We start from the raw sequence: 12,228 nt of genomic DNA, 5'->3' as shown, positions 1-12,228 counted from the left end.
ACACGCTGATACCCACTCGGCCGCGGCCTACACATCGGCGGGCAGATGACCGCCCTCGCGCTCGATCCGCTGGATGGCCGGCTCGGCGAGGATGCCGTGCACGACGACCGACACGGCGACGGCAAGGGCACCGACCCGCCACAGCACGTCCTGCTGCGGCACCGGGAACTGGTTGAGCGCGTAGGCCAGGTAGAAGAGCGTGCCGATGCCGCGGACGCCGAAGAACGCGATCGCCGTGGTGGCCCACCGCCCGGGGGAGGGCGCGCCGAGCAGGGAAAGCCAGCCGAACACCGGCCGGACGACGAGCACCGCGACGACCGCGAGCACCACCTCCAGCGGCCGCAGCCCGCGCAGCAGGCCGTCGCCGATCGCCAGCCCGAGCCCCAGCAGTGCGAGCGGGACGAACAGCCGTTCCAGCTGGTGGCCGAACGCGTGGAGGACGCCGTGGTACTCGTGCTCGCGCTCCTGCGTCCGGACCGCGACCGCGGCGACGAACACGGCGACGAAACCGTTGCCGTGACAGAGTTCCGCGAGCGCGTAGGGCAGGAACGCCAGCGCCAGCAGGACCAGCCCGTCGGCGTACTCGGCCAGCCGGAGCCGGTCCGACGGCGCGCGGAAGATCGCCCAGCCGAGCAGCCGCCCGGCCGCGAGCCCGACCACCCCGCCGATCACCACCGGCAGCAGCAGGTCCACCAGCACCCACGAGAGATCCAGGCGGGGCGCGCCGGCCGTGAGGGCCAGGCCCAGCAGGACGAACGGCATGGCGAGGCCGTCGTTGAGCCCGGCTTCGGTGGTGAGCGTGAAGCGGATTTCGTTGTCCCTGGCCAGTTCCGGCTCGACGTCGGGATGCGGTACGCCGATGTCGCCCGCCAGCACCGGGTCCGTCGGCGCCAGTGCCGCGGCCAGCAGCAACGCGACGCCGGGGGCCAGCGCGAGCCACCAGGACCCCAGCAGCGCGATCGCCAGGATCGACAGCGGCATGGTGATGCCGAGCAGCCGCCACGTCGACCCCCACTTCCGCAGGCCGACCGGGCGGTCGACGGACAGGCCCGCCCCGGCGAGCGCGACCAGCATGCCCAGCTGCGCAAAGGATTCCACGCCGTGCAGGTGCGCCGCGGGGTCGCTCCAGCCGCCGCCGTAGGGCGACGGCAGCGGCAGCAGGCCCAGCACGATCCCGGCGGCGAGCATCACCAGCGGCACGGAGAACGGCCGGTCGGCGACCAGCTTGGGCACGATCGCCGCGGCGAGCGCGAGCAGGCCCGCCACGCCGAACAACACGGTCAACGACGACAAGGTCACCTCCTGGCTGCCGGGCGCGAGTCCGGGTCCGCTGGGCGCACCGTGCTCGGCCCGGGGCCCGGCGCGGGAGTAGCGTGGCCGGGAGAGGTGCGCCGGGAACGGGATTCCCGGCGCGCGAGCGGCGAAACCGTGAGGAGGCCGCGGTGACGGCGACGAACGGGGCCGGTGCGCCGTGCCGGTTCTGCGGCAGGCGGCGGGATCCACGGGTGCCCGGCAGGGGCGGGCCGATCTGCGTGGACTGCGTCCGGGCCGGTCTGCGGGTCGCCCGCGACGGCGCGGACCGGGAGACACCGGCAGGCGACGTCCTGGCGGCGGTGACGTCCCCACTGGCCGCCGTCTGCGACTTCTGTGGCCGCCGTGAGCGGCGGACGTTCCTGGGCCTGCGGCGCCCGCTGCTGCGGGTCGACTGCGCGGCGCGGGACGCGGTGATCTGCGTGGACTGCCTGGACCACGCGGGGGATGTGCTGAACGTCGCGCTGCGTGGCTGAGCGTGTTTCCGCGCGTGTTTCCGCGGGTAGCCGGGCGGTATGACGTCCACTCAGGGGAAGACCGAGACCGCTTCCGTGGCCGATACGGTCCGGGTCGCGGCCGAAGTGGCGCTGCCGGCCCTGCTGGGCGGGGTGATCAAGCGCCGCCCGGCGGCGATGGCGGTGGCCGGGAAGCTCCAGTTCGACCGGCCCGCCGTCCGGCTGCTGCGGCAGCTGCGTGACCGGCACGGCGCGCGGCCGCTGAAACTGCGTGTCCCCGGCCGGTCCGTGGAACTGGCACTGTCCGGAGAGGACGCGGGCGCGGTGCTGGCCGCGTCCCCGGTGCCGTTCAGTCCGTCCACAGTGGAGAAACGCGCCGCGCTGGGCCACTTCCAGCCGCACGGCGTGCTGGTTTCCGACGCCGCCGAGCGCCGTCCGCGGCGCCGGTTCACTGAAGCCGTCCTGGAACCGGGACGTCCCCTGCACGAACTGGCGGCGCCGTTCGCCCAGGCCATCGCGGAGGAATCCGCGGTCCTGCTCAGCGAGGTGACCCACGACGGCGAGCTGAGCTGGGACGCGTTCAACGTCGCGTGGTGGCGGCTGGTCCGGCGCGTGGTGCTGGGCGCGGGCGCCCGGGACGACGACACGGTCACCGACCTGCTGGCCCGGCTGCGGCTCGACGCGAACTGGGCGTACCTGCACCCGAAGCGCAAGCAGCTGCGGGCGCAGTTCCGCGAGCGGCTGACCGCGCACCTCGGCCGCGCCGAGCCCGGCAGCCTCGCGGCGGTCATCGCCGAGCTGGGCGCGGACGACGAGGTCGACGCGCCCGACCAGGTCGCGCACGGGCTGTTCGCCTTCGACGCGGCGGGCATGGTGACGTTCCGGACGCTGGCCCTGCTGGCCACCCACCCGGCGGCGATGGACCGCGCCCGCGCGGAACTCGGCGGCACCGACCCGGCGGAGCCCCAGCAGCTGGCCTACCTGCGGGCGTGCGTGCTGGACTCGGTCCGCCTGTGGCCGACGACGCCGATGATCCTGCGCGAGACGACGGAGGAGACCTCCTGGGGCCCGGCGGGGACGACGGTGCTGATCTTCGCGCCGTTCTTCCACCGCGACGCGGACCTGCCGTACGCGGACCGCTTCGACCCGGACCTCTGGCTCGACGGCCGTGCGGCGGAGAACCCGGCGCTGGTCCCGTTCAGCGCGGGCCCGGCGGTGTGCCCGGGACGCGACCTCGTCCAGTTCTGCGCGAGCACGATGCTGGCGAACCTGGTGCGCCACCACGGTTTCGAGCAGGCGTCGGGCCCGGTGCTCAGCCCGGAGCGCCCGCTTCCGGCCACTTTGGACAACTTCCATCTGCGGCTGCGGCTGCTCCCGGACTGAACCGCCGAGCCGCCCTGAGCCGGACGATCACCACGAGCATCGCCGTGCCCAGCAGGATCAGCACGACCGGCACCGCGGTGGGCAGCCACGGCCAGGCGCGCCCTTCGAACGCGATTCCGTCGGACGGCAGTTCCAGCACCTTCGCCGTCCAGCGGGCGGTGGCGACGTCGGTGCTGCGCGCCAGCCCGCTCACCGCGGTGTCGTAGGCGAAGCCGGGCCGGTCGTGGACGTACTCCGGGGCCGGTCCGCCGGGCGGTGGCGTGACTCCGCGCGTCGCGCCGGGCACGAGCAGCCGGTCCAGGTCCGGTGCGGTGGTCAGGTCCGCGCGGGGCAGGAACGTCAGCCCGTGCCGGGAGCGGACCGGGCCGCCGCCGGCGCTCACCGCGAGCGTGCGCGAGGTCAGCGACTGGCCCTGGGTGTCGAACACCGAGGCCAGCTCGACTTCGCCGACGCCGTCGGCCAGCAGCACGCCGATGCGGTCCGGGTTCCACCGGAAGGCCGCGTTGACGATCGCGGCCGCGTCCGGCATCGACGCCGGTGGCGTCACCGGCACCGTCGTGCCGTAGCGCCGCCAGCCGATCGCCGCCGCCGCGTCGGCCGCCACCGCACGCCCGGCCAGCCGTTCGACCCAGTGCAGGGTCCCGTCGATGCCCGACAGGATCCCGGCGGTGGTGACGACGGTGCCGTCGTCGACGAACCGCTGTCCACGCACCCAGTGCACGGCCGGGTACTGGTCGGCCCACGTGTCGACCTTCAGCCAGTGCGCGGTGGCCGGGCGGCCGTCGAGCAGGCCTGCCGACGCCAGCACGGCACCGCCGTTGCAGACACTCAGCAGCTTCGCGCCGCGGGCGGCCTGCGCGCGCAGCCACGCCTTCACCGGCTCGCTGCCGGCCTCGTCGACGTCCGGCAGCGCGGGGACGACGACGAGGTCCGGCGCCGGGAGATCGTCGAAGGTGAAGTCCGGCACCAGGTCCAGGCCGCCGGTGAGCGGTTTCGGGCCGCGGTGCGGCGCGGCCGTGTAGACGTTGAACCGGCCGGTCGCGGCGAGGATCTCGTACGGCGCGAGCGCGTCGGAGACCACCGCACCGTGGTCGCCGACGACGACCACCGCGGTCGGCTTGGCCGGGTCGTGGGCAGGCGGTGCCGCGGCCGGGACGGGCCGTGGCGGGCCGGGGGCGTAGAGCGCGTCGAACGCGCTGACGGCGGAGACGGCCGCACCCACGGCGGGCACCGCGAGGACGGCGACGGCGAACGCGAACCACTTCAGGACGGCACGCATGATCAGTGCCAGTACTCCGCGCGGCGCCACACCATGGCGGCCAGCATGAGCGGGAACATGATCACGTGCCCGGCGACCATCAGGGCCGTCCCGGACAGCGCGCCCAGCCAGTACGGCACGAGCAGTGCCACGAACGGCAGGTACATCACCGCGGCCATCTCGGCGATCCGCGGCCACGAGTGCCGGCGCAGGGCCATCGCGAGCACCATCGCGACGGTCATGTTCGTGGCCATCACGAGTGCCTCGACGTCCGGGCGTGCGAGCCAGGCGGACGGCCACAGCGGGCCGAGCGCCACCATGCCGATGAGCATGGCGGCGACCATTTCGGCGTAGTGGCCGGCGAACCGGGCGAGCTTGCGGGCGGTGGTCCGCGCCGGTGCGGTGGTGGTCATGGTTTCCCTCCAGGTTTGTTCCTGGAGCGAGCATCGCGCGTTCCGGCCGTGCTGCCCCGTGCCGGAAGTCATGACCGAGGTCATGGTCTGCCGCGGCTACAGCAGGCCGAGGTCCCTCGCCCGCAGCGCGGCCTGGGTGCGGTCACGGGCGCCGAGCTTGCCGAGCACGTTGGTGACGTGGTTCTTCACCGTGCCCTCGGCGAGGAACAGCGTGCCGGCGATCTCCCGGTTGCTGCGGCCGCCTGCCAGCAGCCGCAGCACGTCCAGCTCGCGCTCGGACAGCGGGACGACCAGCGGCTGCGGCCGCGGCTGCGGAGTGTCGGGCAGCTGCGCGAACCGGGCGACGACCTTCGCCGCGACCGACGGCTGCAGCACCGACTCCCCGCGGGCGGCGGCCCGCACCGCCTCGACCAGCCGCGCCGAGGAGACGTCCTTGAGCAGGTACCCGACCGCGCCCGCGCGCAGGGCGGCGAAGACGTCCTCGTCGTCGTCGAACGTGGTCAGCGCGATGACCCGGACCCCGGGGTGCTCGGCGCGCAGGCGTCGGGTCGCGGCGACCCCGTCGAGCACCGGCATGCGCAGGTCCATCAGGACGACGTCGGGGGCCAGCGCGGCGACCCGGCTCAGCGCTTCGTCGCCGTTGCCCGCTTCGCCGACGACGGTGATGCCGTCGTTCGTCGCCAGCAGCGTGGCGAGGGCTTCGCGGAAGAGGGCCTGGTCGTCGACCAGCAGGACGCGGACCGGGGTCATCCGGGGATCTCCATGCTCAGGGCGCTGCCCTGTCCGGGGCGCGAGGTGAAGGCCAGTGTCCCGCCGAGGTGCTCGGCGCGTTCGCGCAGGCCCACCAGGCCGAAACCGGTCGTGGTCCCGGCGGTGGTGCCGTTGCCGTCGTCGCGCACCGAGAGCCGGACGGTCGACTCGGCGTATTCGAGGGCGACGTCCGCCTGCCCGGCACCGGCGTGCTTGCGGACGTTGGTGAGGCCTTCCTGCGCCGCCCGGTAGAGCGCTTCGCGGTGCTCCTCGGGCAGCGGACGTTCGGTGCCGGAGACCGACAGCCGCGCCGGGACCCCGGCCGCGGACGTCTCGTCGGCCAGTGCCCGCAGCGCATCCGGCAGCGGCGTCGACCGCGGTTCCCGCAGCTCCCGCACCGACCGCCGCACCTCGGCGAGCGCGGTTTCCGCCTGTGCCTGTGCTTTCGCCAGTACCTCGTCGGCCTTGCCGGGATCGGTGGGCAGCACCGCCCGCGCGGCCTTGACCTGCATCTGGACGACGGTGAGCGAATGGCCGAGCCCGTCGTGGATGTCGCGGGCGACGCGGTTGCGTTCCTGCGCGGTGGCGAGCCGTTCGGCCTGGGCGGCGTAGTCGCGCAGCTTCGCGTGCGCCTCGGCCAGTTCGGTGCGCGACCGCTGTTCGCGCAGCAGCAGTTCGGTGATGACCGCGGCGAACAGCACCGAAACGAGGGTGCCGAGGCCTTCGCGCAAGCCTTCGCCCAGTGACATCCCGAGGTGCACGAGCGGGATCACGGCGATCACCAGCGCCACGACCGGCAGCGGCAGCCGCAGCAGCACGCACTGGCTGACCAGCACGACGAGGAACAGCGTCGCCCCGACGCCGGGATTGAGGGAGAAGATGACGAAGGCGAGCGGCAGCTGGACGGCGACGTACCCGGCAGGCCAGCCGATCCGGCCGCGGCCGCGCACCCAGCCGAACCCCAGCGTGGCGAACGCCGTGAAGACGGCGCCCAGCACGAGGGAGAGCACGGGCTCCCCGGAACCGAGGACCCCGAGCACGACGGAGAGGAAGGCGCCGCAGGTCAGCACCGCGAGAGCCCGGTTCATGCGGTCACTCTGGAGCCTCCGGGCGGCCGCGGTCAACCTGTTCGCGCGGCCGTCCGGCGTCCCCGCGCTTACGCTGGAACCGACGGCGAAGCCGATGCGGGGGGATGACATCGATGTCAGTGCTCTGGGGCGTGTCGTTCGACGCCACTCCGCTGTCAGGGGTCGTGGTCGAGTTCCTCAAGACGGCCCGCCGGTTCGCCGCCCGCGGCCACCGGGTCCACCTCGACCTCGGCTACGACATCAAGGCCGACAAGGGCGCCTTCTTCCGTCCCTACCGCGACGAAGCCCAGCTGCTCCCGGAGTGGGTCACCCTCGACCGCGTCGAGGACGTCGGGGAGATCCCCGGCTACGACAGCGCGTTCGCCGTCCGGGTGCTGCGCGAGGTCGTCCAGGACGGCGACGAGACCCTGCGCCCGGAGGTCGACCGCGTCGCCGGCGCACTGGCCGGGAAGATCCTGGCGACCTGGGAACGCCGGGGCGTCACGATGGTGATGGTCGAGAACGGCACCCTGCCGGAGAACATCGCCTACACCGAAGCGCTGTACCGCGCGATCGACCGCTACGGCGCGCGGCACCGGCTGGGGCGCTTCGTGTTCTGGCGCGACCACGACCTCATGTGGCAGAGCGAACCCGGGATCGCCAAGTACGGCCGGTTCCCGTACCCGGGCATCCCCGCACCGCGCAATTCCCCGCACATCCACTACTTCGCGCTGCACGAGCAGGCGAAGGCCCGGACGCTGGACTGGGTGCCGGGACTGGCGAACCTCGACGTCCTGCCCAACGCGTTCACCATCGAGCCGGCCCGGATCGACAACGGCAACGCCGGTTTCCGGCGCGACCACGGCATTCCCGCCGACGTCCCGCTGCTGGCCCGGATCACCCGGATCATTCCGCAGAAGCGGCTCGACCGGGACCTCCACCTCCTCGCCCTGTTGCCGGGTGCCTGGCTGTTCGTCGCGGGCGACACCGGCGAGGCCCCGGCCGAGCACGCCCGGCTCACCGCCCTCGCGGACCGGCTCGGCGTGCGCGACCGCGTCGTGTTCGGCGGCTGGCTGACGCCGTACGACACGGCCGTTCCCGGCCGCTACTCGGTGCGCGACCTGCTCGCGCACGCGACGGCCGTGTCCTTTCTGACCTCCTACGACTACGAGAGTTACGGCAACCCGATCAGCGAAGCGATCGCGTCGGGGACGCCGTACCTCACCAGCGGGTACGAGCTGTACGACGTCGTCTACGGCAGCAAGGGGTTCCGGGCACCGGTGCTCGACATCCGGGCCCGCGACCTGCCGGACGCCGCGTTCGCCCGCGAAGTCGCCGAGCTGATCACCGACGAGAGGAGACGAGCGGACGTGGTGCGGGTGAACTCCGAACTCGGGCGGGCGGTGTTCGGCACGCGGGTGGTCGACGAGCGCGTCGACCGGCTGTATCCGCCGCCGATGGGCGCCGGGACGCGGCTGAGCGTCGTGCTGCCCGTCTACAACGAGGCCGCGAACCTGCGGGAAGTCCTCGGCACGCTGTACGACCAGCAGGGCATCGACAGGAGCCGGTACGAGGTCGTGCTGGTCGACAACAACTCCACCGACGACACCGTCGACCTCGCCCGCTCCTTCGCCGCGCGGCATCCCGACCTCGCGCTGCACGTCATCCACGAGCCCGAGCAGGGCGTGTCGTGCGCGCGGCGGGCGGGCATGGACTTCGCCGCGGCGCGCAGCCGCAACCGGCCCGACAGCGATCCGGGGGAGCGGTTCTACCTCGTCTCGGCCGACGCGGACTGCCGGGTCGACGCGCGCTGGCTGAGCGAGCTGTTCGCCGCGATGGAGTCGAGCAAGGCCGCGATCGGCGTCTGCGACTACTACTACAACGAAGACCACTTCACCGGGCGGCCGCGGCTGTGGGACGCCATCCAGCGGACGCTCCGGTGCCGCGCCGTGACGTTCTCGCTCTTCGGCGGCTTTCCCGACGGCAAGGGTTTCGCCGTCGAGCGCGACGCCTACGAGCGGGCCGGCGGCATCGAGATCTTCTACCAGCTGCGGGACGGCGAGTTCGTCAGCCACCTGTCCGACGACTGGGACTTCGGGATCAAGGTCGCCAGCCTCGGCGACGCGATCACGTATGCGCCGCGCTCACGGGTCGAGATCAACCCGCGGCGCGTCGACCACGCCATCGACGAGGTGATCGCCGGCCGCGCCTACGGGTCCGGCGGCACCATCGTCATGCGCGACATCCGCCCGGCGGCCCCGGCCGTCCGGACCGACCTCACCGCCGCCGAAGCCCGGCAGGCGTGGGAGTTCTCCATCAAGGACTTCACGCCGAAGAACATGATTCTGCCGGTGCTGCTGACCCCGGCGCTCCTGGAGGACGACGCCGTCATCGCGTTCTTCGGCGCCGATCTCGCCGCCCGGCTGGCCCGGCGGATCGCCGATATCCGCGACGAGATGCGCGTCGTCGACTTCACGCCGATCCACGCCTACAAGACGCCGTCGTACCGGCTGTACTTCGAGTTCGCCGACGAGCTGTTCGCCTGCCTGCGCCGGCACGTCGGCGAGGACATCGGCCAGCCGCCACCGCTGCCGCCGTGCCTGGCGAAGGTCCCGCCCGGGCGGTTCGCCGAGTTCGTCCGCTACTACTGCGAAGACCGCGAATCCGGCGAGGCACACGACTACTTCGGCAACGGAGGGGTGTTCTGATGACGCTCGCCTACGAAGAGGCCGTCGGCTCACTGCACGTGCTCGACCCCGCGTGGCCGCGGCCCGCGGTGCTCGACGTCCTCGAAGCACCGGAGAACCGGCACCTGCTGGAGTTCGTGCGGGAGGACCCGTTCGGGGCGCACGTGTTCCCGGGCAACGTCCCCGGCACGCCGGAGGAGTTCCTGCGGGACCTGGACGCGCAGCTGGCGTCCTGCGGCCCGATCCACCTGTGGTCCTACATCCCGACGTGCGCCTACCGCTGCCGGTTCTGCCAGTACCCGGTGGTGCTGGTGAAGGGCCGGATCGGGAAGGCCGCGGACTGGGTGGACCTCAACATCCGCGAGGCGCAGCTGTGGCTCGACGCCGTGCCGAACCTGCGTTCCGCCGAGGTCGGGGAGTTCAACGTCTTCGGCGGCACGCCGTCGCTGCTGCCGGAGGCGGAGATCCGGCGGCTGCTGGAGTTCTACCGGTCCCGCTTCGGGTTCACGGAGAACACCACGATCCGGTTCGAGGGCGACCCGAGCACGTTCACCCCGGCCAAGCTGGACCTGCTACGGGAACTGGGCTGCACCAAGCTCTCCAGCGGCGTCCAGTCGTTCGACGACCACGTGCTGCGGCTGTGCGGGCGCGAGCACACCGCGCAGACGTGCGTCGACTTCGTCCGCAACGCGACCGCGGCCGGGTTCGAGTGGGTCAGCATCGACCTCATGTACGGCCTGCTCGACCAGACCGTCGGCAGCGTGCGCCGCGACCTGGACGTCGTGCTGGAGAACGAAGTCACGGCGGTGGTGTGCACGAAGCTGCACCTGGCGTCCTACAGCGACACCCGCACCGGCGTCACCGGCGAGAAGCCCGCGGCGTGGCAGCTGCCGTCCTATCGGGACAAGCTGGTCCGCGACGGCCACCGCTGGCCGACGCTCGGCGAGCAGTACCAGATGCGGGAGCTGCTCACCGAAGGCCTGCGCGCGGCGGGCTACACCGAGCACCCGACGATGTACTTCGCCCGTGACGGTCTCGGTCCCGAGAAGTGGAAGTCCATTATGGTCGACCAGGATCGGCAGGAGCCGGAGGTGGCGATCGGGCTGGGTGGCAGCTCCAGCTGCCGCGCGTCCGAGGCGATCACCGACGTCAACTCGCGGCGGTACGCCGAATCCGTGGCCGCGGGCCGGATCCCGCTGGGTTCGGCGACGCGGTTCACGCCCGAAGCGCAGGAAGCACGGGCGGTGAAGATGGCGCTCACGACGTTGCAGCCGGTGCGGGATTCCGTGCACCGGGCGCGGTTTCCCGGACGTTCGCTGTTCGCCGAGCCGTGGCTGGGCAAGTTCCGGTCACTGGCCGAGCGTGGACTGGTCCGGCTGGGCGCGGACACCGTCGAGCTGACCCCGGCCGGCGAGGTGCTCGTCGAGGCGATCATCACCACCGAGTTCTGAAGATCACTGCATCGGGTGACACAAGCCTCGCGGGGTCCGCCGGCGGCAGGCAGCATGGGCCGCGGACGTACCGAGAACGGAGGCCCGGCATGCGCCGAACCGTGACGGGAGCGGCTGTCCTGGCCGTGCTCGCGGCCGTGGTGGCCGCGCCGCCCGCGCGAGCCGACTATTCCCTGGCGGACACGAACTACGCGGGCACGCAAATCGCCCGATACGAAGGAGTGCAAGGAATCCCGCGCGCCGACCCACCGAGGCAGACGCTGGGCCACGACGTCAGCGGCCACCAGGGCCCGGTCGACTGGAAGGCGGCGGCCGGCGCGGGCGCGAAGTTCACCTACGTCAAGGCGACGGAGGGAACAGGGTTCGTCAACCCGCAGTTCGGCCAGCAGTACGACGGCGCCCACGCGGCCGGGCTGATCCGCGGCGCGTACCACTTCGCGCGCCCGGACGTGTCGGGCGGAGCGGAGCAGGCGGAGTACTTCATCGCCCACGGCGGCGCCTGGCGCCCGGACGGCACGACCCTGCCGGGCGCACTGGACATCGAGTACAACCCGTACGGCGAAGTGTGTTACGGCAAGAGCCCGGCCGACATGACGGCGTGGATCGCGGACTTCACGCGTACGTACCTGGCGAAGATGCACCGCAGCGCACTGATCTACACGAGCACGGCATGGTGGAAGCGCTGCACGGGCAACACGGGGCGGTTCGGCAACACGGACCCGCTGTGGCTGGCCCGGTACGGACCGGAGGTGGGGGAGCTGCCCGCGGGATGGGAGAAGCAGAGCATCTGGCAGTTCGCCCGAGGCGGCGGGTTGCCGGGAGACCAGAACTACTACAACGGCCCGATCGGCCGGGTCCAGGCCCTGGCGAAGGGCGCGAGCTAGGTACTTCGCTCGGGTCGTGCGGGGCGGGCGAAGGGTGCGAGCCAGTGACCCGGACGGGGCGGGTTCTTCACACGATGGCGTGACCGGGCGAGTCGGAGCGGCGGGAGTGTGCCCGCGAGTCCGCAGAGTACGTCGGGTGATGAACGACTCGATGGACGACGCGGGCTGCTGCCTGCTGTCGGTCGCCTGGAACGTCGCCCCGCTGGCCGAAGGGCAGCCGGGTTCCCGGCGCACCACCCTGCGGCGCACGGTCGTGACGGTGTGCCAGGCCGCCGGCCACGGTGCCCGCGAGTGGGCCGCCCGGCACGGAACGGGCACCGAGGCCGAATACCGGCCGTTCCTCCAGCTCGCCGACGTCGCCTACGAGATCGCCACGCTCCTGCTGCTCGTCGAGGACTTCCTGGTGCCGGACCTGGAACGCGAACACCGCCGCTGGGCCGAAATCGAGCAGCTGACGGCCCGCCTGACCGAACTGGCCGGCTGGACATCGGCCTTCCTCAGCGGGGACCGGGAGCTGTCGGGGACGGCCTGACGGACGCCGCACCGCCGCGGATGCGAGGGCAAGGAAC

Annotated in this window: 11 protein-coding genes; 6 read left to right on the top strand and 5 right to left on the bottom strand. The window is 72.5% G+C overall.

Features of this window, described 5'->3' with window-relative positions; translation table 11 throughout:
• Window positions 1-27 precede the first annotated feature (27 nt).
• On the bottom strand, window positions 28-1,293 hold the full coding sequence (locus ABJI51_RS33470) for a cation:proton antiporter domain-containing protein (protein ID WP_348955083.1): 1,266 nt from the start codon (window positions 1,291-1,293) through the stop codon (window positions 28-30).
• 149 nt (window positions 1,294-1,442) lie between these two features.
• Between ABJI51_RS33470 and ABJI51_RS33465 the strand changes: the two genes are divergently transcribed.
• Together ABJI51_RS33465 and ABJI51_RS33460 are read left to right on the top strand one after the other, a co-directional pair.
• The gene (locus ABJI51_RS33465) at window positions 1,443-1,787 is read left to right on the top strand and encodes a hypothetical protein (protein ID WP_348955082.1); all 345 of its coding nucleotides are present in this window, start codon (window positions 1,443-1,445) and stop codon (window positions 1,785-1,787) included.
• Window positions 1,788-1,826: 39 nt separating this feature from the next.
• Window positions 1,827-3,149, top strand: coding sequence for a cytochrome P450 (locus ABJI51_RS33460; protein WP_348955081.1), 1,323 nt, complete (start codon window positions 1,827-1,829; stop codon window positions 3,147-3,149).
• Here the strand turns inward: ABJI51_RS33460 and ABJI51_RS33455 are convergent.
• The 4 genes from ABJI51_RS33455 to ABJI51_RS33440 all read right to left on the bottom strand — a co-directional run bounded on the left by ABJI51_RS33455 (window position 3,079) and on the right by ABJI51_RS33440 (window position 6,658).
• Window positions 3,079-4,428, bottom strand: a complete 1,350-nt coding sequence (locus ABJI51_RS33455; RefSeq protein WP_348955080.1) for a DJ-1/PfpI family protein — start codon at window positions 4,426-4,428, stop codon at window positions 3,079-3,081. The genes ABJI51_RS33460 and ABJI51_RS33455 overlap by 71 nt on opposite strands.
• A 2-nt stretch (window positions 4,429-4,430) precedes the next feature.
• Window positions 4,431-4,820, bottom strand: a complete 390-nt coding sequence (locus ABJI51_RS33450) for a hypothetical protein (RefSeq protein ID WP_348955079.1) — start codon at window positions 4,818-4,820, stop codon at window positions 4,431-4,433.
• A gap of 96 nt (window positions 4,821-4,916) precedes the next feature.
• Entirely contained in the window at window positions 4,917-5,570 is a 654-nt protein-coding gene (locus tag ABJI51_RS33445; protein ID WP_348955078.1) for a response regulator, read from the bottom strand.
• Window positions 5,567-6,658 carry a sensor histidine kinase gene (locus ABJI51_RS33440; protein ID WP_348955077.1) on the bottom strand — a complete coding sequence of 364 codons (1,092 nt, stop codon included), beginning with the start codon at window positions 6,656-6,658 and terminating at the stop codon, window positions 5,567-5,569. The genes ABJI51_RS33445 and ABJI51_RS33440 overlap by 4 nt, the downstream gene beginning before the upstream one ends.
• A gap of 113 nt (window positions 6,659-6,771) precedes the next feature.
• Here ABJI51_RS33440 and ABJI51_RS33435 point away from each other — a divergent pair, with 113 nt between their 5' ends.
• From ABJI51_RS33435 to ABJI51_RS33420, 4 genes are all read left to right on the top strand, one after another.
• A complete protein-coding gene (locus ABJI51_RS33435) occupies window positions 6,772-9,345 on the top strand; it encodes a glycosyltransferase (protein WP_348955076.1) in 2,574 nt (857 codons plus the stop codon).
• Window positions 9,345-10,775, top strand: coding sequence for a radical SAM protein (locus ABJI51_RS33430; RefSeq protein WP_348955075.1), 1,431 nt, complete (start codon window positions 9,345-9,347; stop codon window positions 10,773-10,775). Before ABJI51_RS33435 ends, ABJI51_RS33430 begins: the two co-directional genes overlap by 1 nt.
• A gap of 89 nt (window positions 10,776-10,864) precedes the next feature.
• Window positions 10,865-11,659, top strand: coding sequence for a GH25 family lysozyme (locus ABJI51_RS33425; protein ID WP_348955074.1), 795 nt, complete (start codon window positions 10,865-10,867; stop codon window positions 11,657-11,659).
• Window positions 11,660-11,798: 139 nt separating this feature from the next.
• The gene (locus tag ABJI51_RS33420; RefSeq protein ID WP_348955320.1) at window positions 11,799-12,191 is read left to right on the top strand and encodes a hypothetical protein; all 393 of its coding nucleotides are present in this window, start codon (window positions 11,799-11,801) and stop codon (window positions 12,189-12,191) included.
• Window positions 12,192-12,228 lie beyond the last annotated feature (37 nt).

The organism is Amycolatopsis melonis, from assembly GCF_040064235.1.
Taxonomy (GTDB): domain Bacteria; phylum Actinomycetota; class Actinomycetes; order Mycobacteriales; family Pseudonocardiaceae; genus Amycolatopsis; species Amycolatopsis melonis.
The sequence above is the reverse complement of the archived record's forward strand: the minus strand, read 5'-3'. Positions and strand labels throughout refer to the sequence as shown.

Coding starts and splice junctions, on each gene's coding strand:
- ABJI51_RS33460 (WP_348955081.1), top strand. CDS start 1,827: ATGACGTCCACTCAGGGGAAGACCGAGACCGCTTCCGTGGCCGATACG.
- ABJI51_RS33455 (WP_348955080.1), bottom strand. CDS start 4,428: ATGCGTGCCGTCCTGAAGTGGTTCGCGTTCGCCGTCGCCGTCCTCGCG.
- ABJI51_RS33450 (WP_348955079.1), bottom strand. CDS start 4,820: ATGACCACCACCGCACCGGCGCGGACCACCGCCCGCAAGCTCGCCCGG.
- ABJI51_RS33445 (WP_348955078.1), bottom strand. CDS start 5,570: ATGACCCCGGTCCGCGTCCTGCTGGTCGACGACCAGGCCCTCTTCCGC.
- ABJI51_RS33440 (WP_348955077.1), bottom strand. CDS start 6,658: ATGAACCGGGCTCTCGCGGTGCTGACCTGCGGCGCCTTCCTCTCCGTC.
- ABJI51_RS33435 (WP_348955076.1), top strand. CDS start 6,772: ATGTCAGTGCTCTGGGGCGTGTCGTTCGACGCCACTCCGCTGTCAGGG.
- ABJI51_RS33430 (WP_348955075.1), top strand. CDS start 9,345: ATGACGCTCGCCTACGAAGAGGCCGTCGGCTCACTGCACGTGCTCGAC.
- ABJI51_RS33425 (WP_348955074.1), top strand. CDS start 10,865: ATGCGCCGAACCGTGACGGGAGCGGCTGTCCTGGCCGTGCTCGCGGCC.
- ABJI51_RS33420 (WP_348955320.1), top strand. CDS start 11,799: ATGAACGACTCGATGGACGACGCGGGCTGCTGCCTGCTGTCGGTCGCC.